This is a genomic window from Hymenobacter ruricola, assembly GCF_015694525.1.
GTDB classification, from domain to species: Bacteria; Bacteroidota; Bacteroidia; order Cytophagales; family Hymenobacteraceae; genus Hymenobacter; species Hymenobacter ruricola.
Genome location: NZ_JADQDM010000002.1, coordinates 419,014 through 434,018 on the forward strand (window position 1 = coordinate 419,014; position 15,005 = coordinate 434,018).

Here is a 15,005-nt window from a genome sequence, read left to right on the forward strand (position 1 = left end):
AGCCGCTCCTAAGCATCAGGAGCGGCTTTTTGTTTCTCAAAGAGTCTAACAGCTAAACACTACAGGCTTTTCAGCGCCTGTTCCAGGGCCGTAATTTTGGTTTCGGCGTCGGCCAGCTTTTGGCGCTCCTTTTCCAGCACCTCGGGCTTGGCATTCTGGGCAAACTTTTCATTGCCCAGCTTCTTCTGCACCGACTCGCGGAAGCCCCGGGCGTATTCCAGTTCCTTTTCGAGGCGGGTGCGCTCGGCGGCCATATCAATGTGGCCTTCGAGCGGGATGAAAAATTCGCTGCCGCCCAGCACAAAGCTCACCGAGGCGGCCGGGCCGGCGTCGGCCAGGGTCACTTCCGAAATGCTGCCCAGCTTGCGAATGATGCCGTCGTAATCGGTCAGCAACTGTGGTTCGTCGGTTTTGGCCACCAGCGCCAGCGGCTTGTTGGGGCCGATGTTTTTCTGGTTGCGCACCGAGCGGATGCCGGCCACGATGGCCAGGGCCTTGTCCATGTTGGCCAGGGTTTCGGCGCTATCGGCGGGCACGGCGGCGCGGGGCCAGGCGGCCACGGTCACGTAGTCGCGGGGGCCGCGCTCGGCCAGCTCGTGCCACAGCTCTTCGGTGATAAAGGGCATGAAGGGGTGCAGCAGCTTGAGCAGGGTTTCGAGGTAGGCCGTGGTGTGGCGCAGCGTTTCGGCGTCGATGGGCTGCTGGTAGGCCGGCTTCACCATTTCCAGGTATTGCGAGCAGAAATCGTCCCACACCAGCTTGTACACCGTCATCAGCGCGTCGCTCATGCGGAACTTCTCGAAATGGTCGTCGAGCTCTACAATGGCCGCTTGCAGCTTGGCGTTGAACCAGGCCACGGCCTTTTCGTTGGCGAAGGGCAACGTGGCGTCCGATTCCCAGCCCTTCACGAGGCGGAAGGCGTTCCAAAGCTTGTTGGAAAAGTTGCGGCCCTGCTCCACCAGCTTGACGTCGAACAGCAAGTCATTGCCGGCCGGGGCCGAGAACAGCATGCCGGTGCGCACGCCGTCGGCGCCGTACTGGGCGATGAGTTCCAGCGGGTCGGGCGAGTTGCCGAGCTGCTTGCTCATCTTGCGACCCTGCGCGTCGCGCACGATGCCGGTGAGGTACACGTTCCTGAACGGCACTTCCTGGCGGTATTCCAGGCCGGCCATAATCATGCGGGCCACCCAGAAAAACAGGATGTCCGGGCCCGTCACCAGGTCGTTGGTGGGGTAGAAATAGTTGATGTCGGCGTTGTCCGGGTCCTTGAAGCCGTCGAACACCGAAATCGGCCACAGCCACGATGAAAACCAGGTGTCAAGCACGTCCTCGTCCTGGCGCAGGTCGCTCAGCTGCAAATCTGCATTACCACTTTGGGCGCGGGCTTGCACCAGCGCGTTTTCGGCGTTAAGGGCCACCACGAAAGTACCATCGGGCAGGTAGTAGGCCGGAATCTGCTGGCCCCACCAGAGCTGGCGCGAGATGCACCAGTCGTGCACGTTCTCCATCCAGGCCCGGTACATGTTCTTGAACTTGGGCGGGTGCAGCTTGACGGTGTCGTTTTCGACCACTTCCAGCGCGGGCTTGGCCAGGTGCTCCATTTTCAGGAACCACTGCAGGCTGAGCTTGGGCTCAATCACGGCCTTGGTGCGCTCCGAGGTCTGCACGATGCTGGCGTACTCCTCGATTTTCTGGAGCAAGCCGGCTTCCTGCAAGTCCTTGGCAATCTGCTTGCGCGCGGCAAACCGGTCCTGCCCTACATAGAGCACGGCTTTCTCGTTCAGCGTGCCGTTATCAGCCAGAATGTCGATGACCGGCAGGTTGTGCTTCACGCCCAGCTCGTAGTCGTTCAGGTCGTGGGCGGGCGTCACCTTCAGCGCCCCCGTGCCGAAATCCATCGACACGTACTCGTCGAAAATCACCGGGATTTCGCGGTCCAGTAGCGGAATGCGTACTTTCTGGCCGGCCAGGTGCGCAAAGCGCGGGTCGTTCGGGTTCACGGCCACGGCCACGTCGGCCATGATGGTTTCGGGCCGCGACGTGGCCACGGTCAGAAACTGTCCTTCCTGCCCCACCACGGCGTAGTTGAGGTAGTACATTTTGGCCTGCACGTCCTTGGCAATCACCTCCTCGTCGGAGATGGCGGTGCGGCCTTCGGGGTCCCAGTTCACCATGCGCACGCCGCGGTAAATCAGGCCTTTATTGTACAGGTCCACGAATACGCGCAGCACGGCCTCGGTCAGGTCGGGCTCCATGGTGAAGCGCGTGCGGTCCCAGTCGCAGGAGGCGCCGAGCTGCTTGAGCTGCTCCAGAATGATGCCGCCGTACTTCTCCTTCCACTCGAAGGCGTGGGCTAAGAATTGCTCGCGGGTGAGGTCGGTTTTGTTGATGCCCTGCTCTTTGAGCAAGGCTACCACTTTGGCTTCGGTGGCGATGCTGGCGTGGTCGGTACCGGGCACCCAGCAGGCTTCCTTGCCTTGCATGCGGGCGCGGCGCACCAGCACGTCCTGAATGGTATTGTTCATCATGTGCCCCATGTGGAGCACGCCCGTCACGTTGGGCGGCGGGATGACCACGGTGTAGGGGACCTTTTTGGGGTTCGGCGAAGCCTTGAAGAAGCCTTGCTCCTGCCAGCGTTGGTACCATTTGGCTTCAACGTCGGTGGGCGAATAAGTGGTGGCGAGCGACATATTGAAAGATGCAGTGAGCAGAAAGAGCAAAAATAGGCATTAGAACCGGGGCCGGGGCCGCGGCCCCGGTTCTAATGACTGCCGCTTCGGAAAGGCCCCACTCGCCACCGGGCTGGCGCCCTCCGCAATAAATCGTGGGGTCCGGCTCTTCGTTTTTCAATAACTTTCCCGCAGGAGCTTATCGCCTTGCCAGCAAGCCTGGAGCCAACTCAGCCTCAATTAATTACTAATTATCCGCTTTTAACTTTCTTTTAATCTCGGTCTTCCAATGGCTTTTTATCTTTGCGCAGCGACATAAATGGAGCGTCGAAGTTTAATCCGGACTTTGTACCTTACTGATGTTTCCGTGTTTTTCTCGTAAGTTGACCCGTTATGGCCGCGCTTTTTTCTTTTCGTAAATCCGTTCCGGTCGTTGCTGCCGAGCCCGAACCGCCCGCGTCATTGGGCACGGTGCGCGTGGGCATGGGCCAACTGCTGGTCGAAGGCGGCGAGCCGGCCCGCAACCTGGCCCGCGCGGTGGAGCAGATAGCCCAGGCCGCCGCCCAAAAGTGCGACCTCGTGCTGCTGCCCGAAACCCTCGACTTTGCCTGGACGCACCCCAGCGCCCTCTACGAAGCCCAGCCCATTCCGGGCCCGTTCAGCAACGTGCTGTGCCGGGCCGCGGCCGAGCACGGCCTCTACGTGTGCGCGGGCCTCACCGAGCGCGCCGCCGATGGCCGCAACTACAACGCCGCCATCCTCATCGACCCGCAGGGCGAAATCATCGTCAAATACCACAAAATAAACCTGCTGGCGGTGGAGCAGCCGTTCTACGCCGTGGGCCAAACCCTGAACGTGGTGGACACGCCGCTGGGCAAAATCGGGGTGAACGTGTGCGCCGACAACTACCTCGACGGGCTGCCCATCGGCCACACGCTGGCCCGGATGGGTGCCGAATTCATCATCGCGCCGGCTTCCTGGACGGTCGATTACTCCATCACCGAAGAGCACGACCCCTACCAGGAAAAATGGGTGAAGCCGTTTTCCATTCTCGCCAAGCTGTACAACGTGGTGGTGGTGAGCACCACGTCGGTGGGTTACATCGTGGGCGGGCCCTACGAGGGCAAGAAAAGCGTGGGCTGCTCCCTGGCCGTGGACGCTACCGGCGTGCGGGCGCAGGGCACGTTCAACGAGTTTGCCGGCGAGCTGGTGGTGGCCGACCTGGCCCGCCCCCATCGGCCTGAGCGCGGCACCGACATCGGCCTGATGTTGCAGCGCAAAGGCTACAAGTTCGACCAACTCCCCTGATTTCTACGTATTGGCGCCGCCCCTCTTCGCTTCTATCCTTTTCTACTCGATTTTCCTTTCCTGACTTATCTTCTATGGGCTGCCCATCCTGCCTTTTCGCGGCCCCCACCTCACTTTTCCTCCTTTGGTAACTCAATTACAGTCTGCCGAACATTCGGTTTCGGCCCCTCTTCCGGCCGGCCAGCAGCGATGCACGCGGTGCGTGATGGACACCACCGTGCCCGGCATCACCTTTAACGAAGCCGGCACCTGCTCTTTTTGCGACGTGCACGACCGCATGGAGCACGCGTTCCCGCTGGGCGAAGCGGGCCTGCGCACCGTGCACCGCCTGGCCGACGACATGCGCCGCGCCGGCCGGGGCGGGCGCTACGACTGCGTGCTGGGCGTGAGCGGCGGCCGCGACAGCACCTACACGCTCTGGTACTGCGTCACGCAGCTCAAGCTGCGCCCGCTGGCCGTGCATTTCAACGACGGCTTTGGCAACCCCGTGGCGGGCGAAAACATGGTGCGCGCCTGCCAGCGCCTGGGCGTGGAGCTGCGCACCATCACCTCCGACTGGCGCGAATCGAAAGACTTGAAAATTGCTTTCCTGAAGGCTTCGGTGCCCGACATGGAAGAGGGCACCGACCTGGGCATTGCCACAGCGCTCTACGGCGTGGCGGCCAAGGAAGGCGTGCGGCACCTCGTCATCGGCCAGTCGTTCCGCACCGAGGGCATTGCCCCACTGAGCTGGAACTTCCTGGACGGCAAGTACCTGCGCGCCGTGCACAAGCAGTTCGGCTCGGTGCCGCTGCGGCCCTGGCAGCCCGCCGACCCAGGCTTTAATTTGGGCGTGAAGGAGATGTTTTACTACGCCTTTGTGCGGCGCATCAAAACCGTGACCCTGCTCTACCACCTCGACTACGTGCGCACCGAAGTGGATGAAGTCATCACCAACGAGCTGGGCTGGAAAAGCCCCGGCGCCCACTACGCCGACGACCTCTATCAAAGCCTGATTTACTACCTCAACCGCGTCAAGTTCAACATTGACCGGCGGCTGTTCAACTACTCGGCGCTGGTGCGCTCGGGCCAGATGAGCCGCGAGGTGGCCTTAGACCGCATTTCACGCGTTAATTCCATCGAGGACGAAGCTGTTATTGCCTTGTGCATCAAACGCCTGGGGCTGACGCGGGCCGAATTTGAGGAAATTGTGGCGGCGCCGCCCAAAACGTTTCACGACTACCCCAACAGCTACGCGCTGCTGAAGCTGCTGCGCGGCCCCATCAAGCTGCTCAGCCGCATGAACCTGATTCCGGAATCGGCCTACGACAAATACTTCAACTGCGGCACCTGAGCCGAGCGGGCCAACCTGAACCGGCGCCCACCGGTAAAGAATTGCAAAACAGGCATTGGCTGCGCATGGGCTACCTTTTTGCGCAATAAACCCCGCGAAAGTGTCAACCGGAAATGGGCCCGCGCCGTATCTTCGCGGCCACCTCAGGCACAATTTCTCACCTCAACATTTTACCGCCCCGGCCATGATTGATGACGACGACCTGGACGACGACTTGCTCGACGACGACGATTCTCTGGACTCCTACGCCGCCAAAGGTGGCGCCGCCGCCCTTGGCAACACCGAAGACCGCCTTTCGGCCAAATACGCCGACTACCTGATGTGGACGGACACGGGCTCGTCGCACGACGAAGCACTAGACCTGGCCAACATGACCGAGGAGGAATTTGTGGAAGCCGAGCGGGCCGAAAACGCCGACCGCGGCGGTTTCACCAGCCTCGACGACGATGACGACGACCTCGGCGACGATGATGACGACGACGATGACGAGGGCTACAGCAGCGGGCGCGGCAGCCGCCGCGGCAGCAGCTTCGACAACGACGACTACTAAGCTGCGCAGCTGGCCGCAGCACATTCATGAAAGCAAAAAAGCCCCGGCTGGATATCCAGCCGGGGCTTTTTTTGAAGTAAGCAGCCGATTTATTTCCGGCCGAACACGGACTTGAGGATGTCGGAAGTGCGGGCGGCGGGGTTCTTGCGAATCTTGGCTTCCTCGTTGGCCAGCAGGATGAACAGGCCATCCACGGCCTTCTGGGTGGTGTAGTCGGCCAGGCTCATGTTGACGGGCGTCATCAGCGGAATCTTGTTGTATTTGTCGGTGATGGTGGCGTAGGCGCGGCCGGCGCCCACCTGGTCGATGGCGGCTTCGATGTCGGGGTGAAACGCCGAAATGAGCTGCGCCTGCGTGGACTTGCGCAAAAACTGCGTGGCCGCGTCGGTCGAGCTGCTCGTCACCAGCGACAGGGCGTCGGTGATGCTGATGTTGGCCAGGGCGTTGAGGAAGATGTCTTTGGCTTTGGGTGCGGCGGCTTCGGCGGCGCGGTTGAGCTGGGTTTCGAACTGCGTGAACACCGTGGTCATGCCCGGCAGGCGGCCAACCGTCGACTTCACCACTTCCAAATCGGGCGGCACCGGGATGTGAATGTCGTCGTTGAGGTTGAAGCCGTCGGGCTCCGAGGCAAACTCCACGGCTTTCACGATGCCCTTGTTCAGGGCCTCCTTGATGCCGGCGCTGGCCTGCGACTCGGTGAGCGGCGCGGGCGGTGGCGTGGCGGGGGTAGCCGCGGCGGCTTTGGCGGCGGCCGCTTTGGTGGCAGCCGCAGCTTTGGCGGCCGCGGCGGCCTTGTCGGCGGCGGCTTTTTTGGCGGCAGCGGTTTTCGCAGCGGCGGCTTTGGCGGCGGCGGCTTTTTTGGCGGCAGTGGTTTGGGCGTGGGCGGCGGGTGCGGCGGTGGCCAGCAGGCCGGCTACCAGCAGGGCGCTGGCAAGGCGAGTAAACATGGAATAAACTGACGCGCCGGGAAAACCGGAAAGCCCCTATGGCTGTCCTTGGACCGACGCTTGTGCAAATTGAAGACAATTTTGCGGCCAAACCTATTTTCTCGACCAACTCATGCCCTCCCCCGACCAGTTCCCGCCCGCTTTTGCTGCCGCCCCCACCCCGGCCGCGCCGCCCGATGTGGAAATCATGACCATTGGCGATGAGCTGCTTTACGGTCAGGTCATCGACACCAATTCGGCCTTCATGGGCCAGGAGCTGGCCAAAATCGGCCTGCGCGTGCGGCAAATTTCGTCGGTGTCGGACCGGGCCGATGAGATAGTGGCCGCCCTGGACCAGGCCCGGCAGCGGGCGCGGGTGGTGCTCATCACCGGCGGCCTGGGGCCTACTAAGGACGACCTCACCAAGCACGTGCTGGCCCGCTATTTCGGCTCGGAGCTGGTGCTGCACGAGCCCACCCTGCGCCACGTGGAGGAAATTTTCCGGCGCTTTCAGCGGCCTATGCTCGACGTGAACCGCCAGCAGGCGCTGGTGCCGGCCAACTGCGAGGTGCTGCACAACGCCGTGGGCACGGCGCCCGGCATGTGGTTCGCGGACCAGGGCACCGTGTTCGTGAGCATGCCCGGCGTCCCCTTCGAGATGAAGCGCCTGATGACCGACCACGTGCTGCCGCGCCTGCAGGCCCAGTTCCACCTCGCCCCCATCGAGCACGTCGTCGTCATGACGGCCGGCCTCGGCGAGAGCTTCCTGGCCGAGAAAATAGCCGATTGGGAAGACGCCCTGCCCGCCAACTTCAAGCTGGCCTACCTGCCCAGCTTCGGGGCCGTGCGCCTGCGTCTGACGGGCTCCGATGACGGCCAGCCCGACCTGCGCGGGCGCATGCTGGCCCTGCTGCCGGCCCTGCGCGAGCGCATCGGCGAGTACATTTTTGCCGAGGAAGAAACCACTATTGAGGCCGCCATCAGCAAATTGCTGCTGGCCAAAGGCCTCACCGTGGGCACGGCCGAAAGCTGCACCGGCGGCCTGGTGGCCCAGCGCCTCACCAGCGTGCCGGGCAGCTCGGGCTACTTCCGCGGCGGCATCGTGGCCTACCACAACGACACCAAGCAGGAAGAATTAGGCGTGCGCCCCGAAACGCTGGCCCAGTACGGCGCCGTGAGCGAGGCCACCGTGCGCGAAATGGCCGAGGGCGCCCGCCGCCGCCTGGGCGTGGACGTGGCCGTGGCCACCAGCGGCATCGCCGGCCCCGGCGGTGCTACCGCCACCAAGCAAGTGGGCACCGTGTGCCTGGCCTACGCCGACGCCACCCAAACCATTAGCCGCGAATACGTGCTGGACCGCGGCCGGGCGCTGAACACGGAATACGCGGCGCAGTCGCTGCTGACGATGCTGCGGCAGCAATTGGCGCAGGAGTTGGTGCGGCCATTGCAGGTATAGCGCTGCAATCCGCGCTGGCCCACGTTGGCCCACGTTGGCGCGCGTCTCCGGGGCGCTGCCGACTGGGTTCGAGCCTCCGGCTTGGGTGCGAACGACTGGCGCCTGCATTTTCCCAACCGGACCCGATGCCCGAGCCACAGGCTCGCGGCCCAGCGGCAGCGCGGCGCAGACGCGCGCCAGCAGGACCACGCGAACTGCAGAGTTCGCGCTACTCCTCCGATTTCGGCTTCTTCGCTTTGCCCCCGCCCGAGTTCAGCAGCGCGCGGGCGGCTTTGTAGCGCTTGAACAGCTCCGGGTTCACCGTTTCGAAGATGCCCATGGCCTTGTCGAGCTCGTAAATCTGGGTCATCTGGGCCTCGTGCACTTCCTCGTAGGTGGCGTTGGCGTTTTGGCGGGCGTCGAGCAGCGACTGCGTATCGGGCAGGCCCTGCTGGAAGGCATCGGCCAGGGTGCGGGCCTCGGCCAGAAAGTCGGCGTCGATGGCGTGGTCGGCCAATTCGGAGGCGTGGGCGGTGGCTTTGGCCAGCACCTGCTGCCCCACCCCGGCTTGCAATTCGGGGCGCAGCTTCTGGAACGCGCTGCGCCCGATGGTGACCAGGCCCAACATCTCCATATCGTTGGCGGCGGTGGCCACCATCTGCAAGGGCCCAAGCATCGAGAGAATCCGGGTTTCGAAGGCCTCCCGCTGCTGGGTGCGGCGCTCGGTTACCTTTTTGGTTTGGGTGGCCGTGAGGCCCGCTTTGGCCTGCACGGCGGGCAAGCCGGCCAGCACGTCGGCGGCTTCTTTGGCGGCCACCTTGCTTTTGGCGATGGCAGGCATATTGGCGGTGAGCCAGGGCGCGAGGACGCCCATCATTCGGAATTGGTCGGCACGGAACGAATGCATGCGAAACGAGGGGGTTAGGTAAGGTTGAGGCCTGCCAATGTAGCGGTTTCTTTCCGGCTTTTGCCGCCGCCCCGGCCGTGCGCAGGGCCGGCCCGCGCGGTTTCGGGCCTTGCCGGGGCCGTGCGCGTCGTTGCCGGGCCCTTGTAATGCCTTGCCGGGCGCCCGGCAGGGCTTGCCGCGTCCTTGTAAGCACTTGCCGAGCCCGTGTAAGCAGTTGCCGGACCTGTGCAAGGGCTTGCCGCGCCTTCGCAACCACTTGCCGGGCCTCTGCCACGACTTGCCGGGCCTGGGTAAGCACTTGCCGGGGCTTTGTAACGACTTGTTGCCAGCCCGCGGCGGGCCGCCGGCTTTGGGCCGGCCGTCTGCTGCCAAAGCTGCCTTGACAACTAAAAAAGCCGCTTCAGCGCAGTGCTGAAGCGGCTTTTTAGGACAACCCTCCCCCGTGCTCAGAACAGAAACGGCGAAAAGCTTTCGGCCACGCCCGAATTGTAGATGCGCATTTGATAGAAGTTGAGCACCGTCAGCAGCACCAGGAGCGTGTAGAGCACGTAGCTTTTGCGCTGCCGCCGGAAATACTGCACCACGCAGGCCAGCGGCAGCGCCAGCACCGGGTAGCTCTGCACCAGCGCGCGGGTGGAATAGCTGCCGCCGTAGCGCCAGTCCGACCACGCAATGACCACCCAGATGTTGAGCAGGCAGAACGTGAGCACGGCTTTGCGGAACGGGTAGTCCTTCATCAGCCACCAGCCGGCCACCATCATGATGCTCACGGGCGTGTACAAAAACCAGCCCTTTTCCGGCCCCACCAGCACCCGGAACCAGGGGTTGAGGAAGTACCATTTGCTGCCCACGTCGTGCACCAGGTGCCCGGTGGTGTACTGCCAGTAGGCCAGCTGCGGGGCCACGCCCAGCAGGCCCCCGAGGCAGCAGAGCCAGATGTGCTGCCGGTGCTGCCTGACAAACGCCCAGTGCCCGGGCCCGGCCGCCCACAGCAGCGGAATAATGATGATGAGCAGCTCGGTGGGGCGGGAAATGACGGCCAGCCCGCACACCAGCCCAATGCCGAAAGCCAGCCCCAGGCGCGGCAGTTCGTACCACCGGATGGTGAGCCAGAGCACCACCGCGTACAGCGTGAAAATGTACCCGTGGCTCTGCGCCGCATCAATGGACACGTACTGTATCCAGTTGCTGCACAGGCCCAGAAAAAGCAGCGCCAGTGCCGTGGTTTTGTCATCGAAAAAGCGCAGCAGCACCTTCCGCAAAAACCACAGCCCCAGCAAGGCCCAGAGAATGGCCCCAAACATCAGCGCGTACTGGTACGGCGGCGAAAACCCGTCCATGGGAGCGCCCAGCGCAGCTGCGGCCGCGTGCCCGGCCAGAAAAAACGGCAGCTGCATGAGGGCCACGCCGCCCAGGTATTTGTTGGTGTAGGTGCCGCTTTCCAGGCGCATGGCCTGGTAAAACAGGCCGCCCGACAGCTCGTATTTCGCATCGATTGGCGGCTCCCATTTCAGCTCCTTCACGTCATGATAGATGAGGACGCTGGGCAGGTACATGTAGTAGCCAAAGGCGTCCCAGGTGGTCACTTTATGCGCGCTCCGGGGCTGGGTTTGCAGGTTGTAGCACCGCACGGCCAGGAAGCAGCATCCGAGAAGCAGGATTGCCAGCAGAGAGAGTTTTTGCTTCATTATCGGAGGGTAAGAACGGGAAAGAAAGCGAAACGCACCAGGCAGTAAACGGGGTGCTAAAACGGCAAAGGTAGAACCGCGCTGTAGTCAGTGGCCGCGAGGGCGGCCAACTCAGCCGTCGGAACGCAAAAACGCGGCCCCGGGGCGGCGGCCGGAGCTCCAGCCGCCGCCCCGGGGCCGCGTATAGGTTGTGGGGCCGCGCGGGGTCGCCGCTTCCGGCGCCACTTACGCCGGGTGGCGGAAGGCCAGCGGCGTGCTGCCGGTGTGCTGCTTGAAAAACCGGGCGAAGTAGGTGGCGTAGCCGAACCCGAGCCGGTCGGCGATGTCGGCCACGGGCCAGTCGGTGTGTTGCAGGAGCATTTTGGCTTCGTTCACGAGGCGCTCGGCAATGTGGGCGGTGGTGGGCTTGCCCGTGACCTCCTTCACGGCCCGGTTCAGGCTGTTGACGTGCACGGCGAGGCGGTCGGCGTAGTCCTGCGCGTTTTTCAGCAGGGGCTCATCCGACGGCGCCGTGACGGGAAACTGCACGTCCAGCAACGTCAGAAACAGGTTGGTGATGCGCTCGGCCGCGGTGGTGGGCACGGCGGGGTAGCTGCGGGCCGGCGGCAGCTGGGCCGCTTCGTGAATGAGGAGCGAAAGCTGGCTGCGCAGCAGGTCGTGCTTGTGCGGGTAGTCGGAATCCTGGTCCCGCAGCATGCGCACGAATACTTCCGTGAGGTAGCGCCGCTGCTCGTCGTTCAGAAAATACACCGGGTTGCCGTCGACCTTGTACAGCACCGACTCCTTCAGGCTCACGCCACGCATGGCCGAATGCAAAAAGCTTTCGGTGAAGCCGCAGACGTAGCCCTGCTGCTCGGCGCCGCCCTCCACCAGCTCCCAGGAGTAGGGCACCAGCCGGTTGGTAAACACCAGGGCGGGCCGGTCCACGGCGTAGCTGCGGGTGGCGTAGTGCAGTTCGTTGGCGCCTTCCAGCACCAGCACCACCTTGAAATGGTCGCGCCGGCTAAAGGCGCCCATCACCCGCCGCACGTCTTCCATGGTCGCCACGCAGATTTCGCCGGTGAGGAGGGGGTGAGCAGAAGGCGGGGCAAGAAGTAGCTGGGGCTGCGGCATCGGGTTCGACAGCGCCAGCGTGAGGCGGCGCTGCCAGTGTAAACTCCGAAAGGAGGCCAGGGGTTGGGATTTCATGAGGAGGGCTACCGCAGCCCACTACTTATAGCTGTTGTACTCCTGGTCCGTCACCGGTTGCAACCAGGTCACCACGCCTTTTTCGGTGTGCACGTTGAGCGCAATGTGGCTCAGGGCCTGCCGGGGCGAGGCGCCGTGCCAGTGCTTCACCCCCGGCTGGGCCCTGATGACGTCGCCCTTGCGCAGCAGGCGCACCGGCTGGCCGGCTTCCTGGTAGTAGCCCAGGCCGTCGGTCACCAGCAGAATCTGGCCGGCCGGGTGCGTGTGCCAGTGCGAGCGCGCGCCCGGCTCGAAGCTGACGCTGCTCACGCAGTTGAAGGTGGCGTTGTCCTTCACCAGCGGGTGCACGTACACAGCGCCCGTGAAGTTGGCGGCCGGGGCCCGCTCTTCCTTCGGGAAAACGGGGCCTTGCGTTGAAGCATCCGTTGCCAGGGCGGACGCTTTGGGGCGGGTTTGTGCCTGGCCAGGGAGGCGGAAAGCGAGCAAGGCCGCCGCCGCAAGGAGAGCGGTTAGGTTCATGAAGAATGTTCTAAAAAGTGTGCTGCGGAATCCGGTTCAAAGCGGATTACAAGGACTTGACCACCTTGGCCGGAATGCCGGCCACCACCGCGTTGGCCGGCACGTCGCGGCTCACGACGGCCCCGGCCGCGACCACCGCGTTTTCTCCAATTGTCACGCCCGGCAGAATGGTGGCCCCCGCCCCTATCCAGGCGTTGCGCTTAATCACAATGGGGTCGAGCAAAAGCGTAGTCCGGTCGCGAGGGTCCAGGGCGTGGTTTTCGGAGGTGAGGTTGACCCGCGGGCCAATCATCATATTGTCTTCAATGGTGATGCCGCCAATGTCGAGAAAAGAGCAGGCGTGGTTGATAAATACGTTCTTACCCAGCCGAATAAAGCGGCCGAAGTTGGTGTGAAACGGCGGGAAAATCGTGGTGGAGGCATCCACTTCCGTCCCAATAATGTCGCCCAACCGGCGGCGCACCTCGTCTAAGTCAGCCGCAACCGCATTCATCTCGCTGCAAAGCCGGATGGTGCGCCCCACCGCCGCCGAAAATTGCGCGTACTCGGGGTCGTCTTTGCGCAGCGGCTCGCCGGCGCGCAGCCGCTCCAAAAGGCCTGCGCTATGCATGGGCCGCCTGGTATTCCTCGTCCGTCACGGGCGCGCCCCAGTCGGCAAGGCCCCAGCTGGCGTTCGGGTTGATGGCGTAGTGCGTGAACAGGCTGGTGGCCGTGGCCCCGTGCCAGTGCACCACGCCGGGGGCAATGCTCACGGCATCGCCGGGGCGCAGCAGCCGGGCGGGCTGGCCCTTTTCCTGGTAGTAGCCGGCGCCGTTCGTGACCACCAGAATCTGGCCCGCCGGGTGCGAATGCCAGTGGTTGCGGGCGCCGGGCTCGAAGGTGACATCGCCCACCACGCAATCGGTGGGGCCGCCGGACGCCACCACCAAGGTGGCAAATGCCACGCCGGTGAAGTTCTCGGCCGCGCCGCGCCTGGCCTCGGCTGGGGCGGAGTGGTTGGGGTGCTCGCTCATAAGAGAAGACGCTTAGGGTGAAGCAGTAGTGCGGGTTGCAATACGCTGTGCAAAGGTCCCCCGGCCATTTTTTCGCGAAGAACAGGAATCAAACAGCTTTTGACAGTAATCAAACAAAAAGCCCCTTTGCTCCGAATCTGGCAGAGCAAAGGGGCTAACGGGCACCCCGGGCGGGGCGCAATCTCGGGCGCGACGACCTTAGGCGGCGGGCTTTTCGGCCGGCGCGGCGCGCATGATGTCGTGGCCCAATTTGTCGCGCTTGGTGGTGAGGTAGGCCTCGTTGTGCGGGTTGGCATTGATTTCGATGGGCAGCGTGTCCACGATTTTCAGGCCGTAGCCGATGAGGCCCGTGCGCTTGCGCGGGTTATTGGTGAGCAGGCGCATCTCCGTGATGCCCAGGTCGCGCAGGATGCTGGCGCCCACGCCGTAGTCACGCTCGTCGCTGCGGAAGCCCAGGTCCTCGTTGGCCTGCACGGTGTCGCGGCCCTGCTCCTGCAGCTTGTAGGCTTTCAGCTTGTTGAGCAGGCCAATGCCGCGCCCCTCCTGGTTCATGTACACAATCACGCCGCGGCCTTCGCGCTCAATCTGGCGCATGGCCTGGCGCAGCTGCGGGCCGCAGTCGCAGCGGCACGAGCCGAAGATGTCGCCCGTCACGCAGGAGCTGTGCACGCGCACCAGCACCGGCTCGGGGCCCGAGATGTCGCCTTTCACCAGCGCCAGGTGCTTGGCCCCGTTCGAGTTTTGGGTGAAAGCATACAGGTCGAAATCGCCGTTTTCGGTGGGCATCTTCACCGAGATTTCGCGGGTAATCAGGCTTTCGTGCGCCAGGCGGTACTTGATGAGGTCCTGCACCGACACCAGCTTCAGGTCCCACTTTTTGGCCACGAGCTCCAGGTCGGGCAGCCGGGCCATCTCGCCGTCTTCTTTCAGGATTTCGACCAGCACGCCGGCCGGCTCGAACCCGGCCAGGCGGGCCAGGTCCACGGCCGCTTCGGTGTGGCCGGCGCGGCGCAGCACGCCTTCCTTGCGGGCCTTGAGGGGGAAAATGTGGCCGGGCTTGCCCAACTCCTCGGGCTTGGTGGTGGGGTCGATGAGGGCCAGGATGGTCTTGCTGCGGTCCGAAGCCGAGATGCCGGTGGTCACGCCGTTTTTCAGCAGGTCGACCGACACGGTGAAGGGCGTGGCGTGCAGGGCCGTGTTGTGGCCCACCATCAGGTCGAGGCCCAACTCTTCGCAGCGCTGCTCGGGCAGGGAGGCGCACACCAGGCCGCGCCCGTGGGTGGCCATGAAGTTGATGATTTCGGGCGTGGCGCACTGGGCGGCGCAAATGAAGTCGCCCTCGTTTTCACGGTCTTCGTCGTCGACAACGATGACAACTTTGCCAGCGCGAATGTCTTCGATGGCGGATTCGATGGTATCAAGCATGGGATGGGGTATTTCGGGCCATAACAGCGGCAGCGCCTGCAAAG

The 15,005-nt window shown here is 63.6% G+C and carries 13 protein-coding genes; 4 read left to right on the top strand and 9 right to left on the bottom strand.

From position 1 onward, the window contains the following. Window positions 1-59: 59 nt before the first annotated feature. On the bottom strand, window positions 60-2,690 hold the full coding sequence (locus tag I2H31_RS05855; RefSeq protein ID WP_196292065.1) for a valine--tRNA ligase: 2,631 nt from the start codon (window positions 2,688-2,690) through the stop codon (window positions 60-62). Between the two features lie 372 nt (window positions 2,691-3,062). Here I2H31_RS05855 and I2H31_RS05860 point away from each other — a divergent pair, with 372 nt between their 5' ends. The 3 genes from I2H31_RS05860 (at window position 3,063) to I2H31_RS05870 (ending at window position 5,860) form a co-directional block, all read left to right on the top strand. Next, window positions 3,063-3,977 (top strand): carbon-nitrogen hydrolase family protein, encoded by a 915-nt coding sequence (locus I2H31_RS05860; protein WP_196292066.1) that lies wholly within the window; start codon window positions 3,063-3,065, stop codon window positions 3,975-3,977. A gap of 124 nt (window positions 3,978-4,101) precedes the next feature. After that, window positions 4,102-5,310, top strand: a complete 1,209-nt coding sequence (locus I2H31_RS05865) for an N-acetyl sugar amidotransferase (RefSeq protein ID WP_262895758.1) — start codon at window positions 4,102-4,104, stop codon at window positions 5,308-5,310. 184 nt (window positions 5,311-5,494) lie between these two features. Beyond that, complete coding sequence (locus I2H31_RS05870) at window positions 5,495-5,860, top strand: hypothetical protein (RefSeq protein WP_196292068.1); 366 nt, start codon at window positions 5,495-5,497, stop codon at window positions 5,858-5,860. Between the two features lie 89 nt (window positions 5,861-5,949). Here the strand turns inward: I2H31_RS05870 and I2H31_RS05875 are convergent, their stop codons facing one another. Further along, window positions 5,950-6,807 carry a DUF4197 domain-containing protein gene (locus I2H31_RS05875; RefSeq protein WP_196292069.1) on the bottom strand — a complete coding sequence of 286 codons (858 nt, stop codon included), beginning with the start codon at window positions 6,805-6,807 and terminating at the stop codon, window positions 5,950-5,952. Between the two features lie 112 nt (window positions 6,808-6,919). Here I2H31_RS05875 and I2H31_RS05880 point away from each other — a divergent pair, with 112 nt between their 5' ends. Then, window positions 6,920-8,242, top strand: coding sequence for a competence/damage-inducible protein A (locus I2H31_RS05880; protein WP_196292070.1), 1,323 nt, complete (start codon window positions 6,920-6,922; stop codon window positions 8,240-8,242). A gap of 208 nt (window positions 8,243-8,450) precedes the next feature. Here the strand turns inward: I2H31_RS05880 and I2H31_RS05885 are convergent, their stop codons facing one another. From I2H31_RS05885 to I2H31_RS05915, 7 genes are all read right to left on the bottom strand, one after another. Continuing rightward, window positions 8,451-9,128, bottom strand: a complete 678-nt coding sequence (locus I2H31_RS05885) for a hypothetical protein (RefSeq protein ID WP_196292071.1) — start codon at window positions 9,126-9,128, stop codon at window positions 8,451-8,453. 446 nt (window positions 9,129-9,574) lie between these two features. Further along, entirely contained in the window at window positions 9,575-10,816 is a 1,242-nt protein-coding gene (locus I2H31_RS05890) for a glycosyltransferase family 39 protein (RefSeq protein WP_196292072.1), read from the bottom strand. A 225-nt stretch (window positions 10,817-11,041) separates the two neighbouring features. Then, window positions 11,042-12,004, bottom strand: a complete 963-nt coding sequence (locus tag I2H31_RS05895) for a helix-turn-helix domain-containing protein (RefSeq protein WP_230687497.1) — start codon at window positions 12,002-12,004, stop codon at window positions 11,042-11,044. 21 nt (window positions 12,005-12,025) lie between these two features. After that, on the bottom strand, window positions 12,026-12,523 hold the full coding sequence (locus I2H31_RS05900) for a (R)-mandelonitrile lyase (protein WP_196292073.1): 498 nt from the start codon (window positions 12,521-12,523) through the stop codon (window positions 12,026-12,028). Window positions 12,524-12,569: 46 nt separating this feature from the next. Beyond that, complete coding sequence (locus I2H31_RS05905; protein WP_196292074.1) at window positions 12,570-13,133, bottom strand: DapH/DapD/GlmU-related protein; 564 nt, start codon at window positions 13,131-13,133, stop codon at window positions 12,570-12,572. After that, the gene (locus I2H31_RS05910; protein ID WP_196292075.1) at window positions 13,126-13,536 is read right to left on the bottom strand and encodes a cupin domain-containing protein; all 411 of its coding nucleotides are present in this window, start codon (window positions 13,534-13,536) and stop codon (window positions 13,126-13,128) included. Before I2H31_RS05910 ends, I2H31_RS05905 begins: the two co-directional genes overlap by 8 nt. Before the next feature lie 198 nt (window positions 13,537-13,734). Next, entirely contained in the window at window positions 13,735-14,961 is a 1,227-nt protein-coding gene (locus tag I2H31_RS05915) for a bifunctional 3,4-dihydroxy-2-butanone-4-phosphate synthase/GTP cyclohydrolase II (RefSeq protein WP_196292076.1), read from the bottom strand. Window positions 14,962-15,005: the final 44 nt, after the last annotated feature.

What these genes read in the sequence shown, in the direction of transcription:
- I2H31_RS05875 (WP_196292069.1), bottom strand. Translation starts at nt 6,807, where the DNA reads ATGTTTACTCGCCTTGCCAGCGCCCTGCTGGTAGCCGGCCTGCTGGCC.
- I2H31_RS05855 (WP_196292065.1), bottom strand. Translation starts at nt 2,690, where the DNA reads ATGTCGCTCGCCACCACTTATTCGCCCACCGACGTTGAAGCCAAATGG.
- I2H31_RS05895 (WP_230687497.1), bottom strand. Translation starts at nt 12,004, where the DNA reads ATGAAATCCCAACCCCTGGCCTCCTTTCGGAGTTTACACTGGCAGCGC.
- I2H31_RS05915 (WP_196292076.1), bottom strand. Translation starts at nt 14,961, where the DNA reads ATGCTTGATACCATCGAATCCGCCATCGAAGACATTCGCGCTGGCAAA.
- I2H31_RS05880 (WP_196292070.1), top strand. Translation starts at nt 6,920, where the DNA reads ATGCCCTCCCCCGACCAGTTCCCGCCCGCTTTTGCTGCCGCCCCCACC.
- I2H31_RS05860 (WP_196292066.1), top strand. Translation starts at nt 3,063, where the DNA reads ATGGCCGCGCTTTTTTCTTTTCGTAAATCCGTTCCGGTCGTTGCTGCC.
- I2H31_RS05890 (WP_196292072.1), bottom strand. Translation starts at nt 10,816, where the DNA reads ATGAAGCAAAAACTCTCTCTGCTGGCAATCCTGCTTCTCGGATGCTGC.
- I2H31_RS05885 (WP_196292071.1), bottom strand. Translation starts at nt 9,128, where the DNA reads ATGCATTCGTTCCGTGCCGACCAATTCCGAATGATGGGCGTCCTCGCG.
- I2H31_RS05905 (WP_196292074.1), bottom strand. Translation starts at nt 13,133, where the DNA reads ATGCATAGCGCAGGCCTTTTGGAGCGGCTGCGCGCCGGCGAGCCGCTG.
- I2H31_RS05900 (WP_196292073.1), bottom strand. Translation starts at nt 12,523, where the DNA reads ATGAACCTAACCGCTCTCCTTGCGGCGGCGGCCTTGCTCGCTTTCCGC.
- I2H31_RS05910 (WP_196292075.1), bottom strand. Translation starts at nt 13,536, where the DNA reads ATGAGCGAGCACCCCAACCACTCCGCCCCAGCCGAGGCCAGGCGCGGC.
- I2H31_RS05870 (WP_196292068.1), top strand. Translation starts at nt 5,495, where the DNA reads ATGATTGATGACGACGACCTGGACGACGACTTGCTCGACGACGACGAT.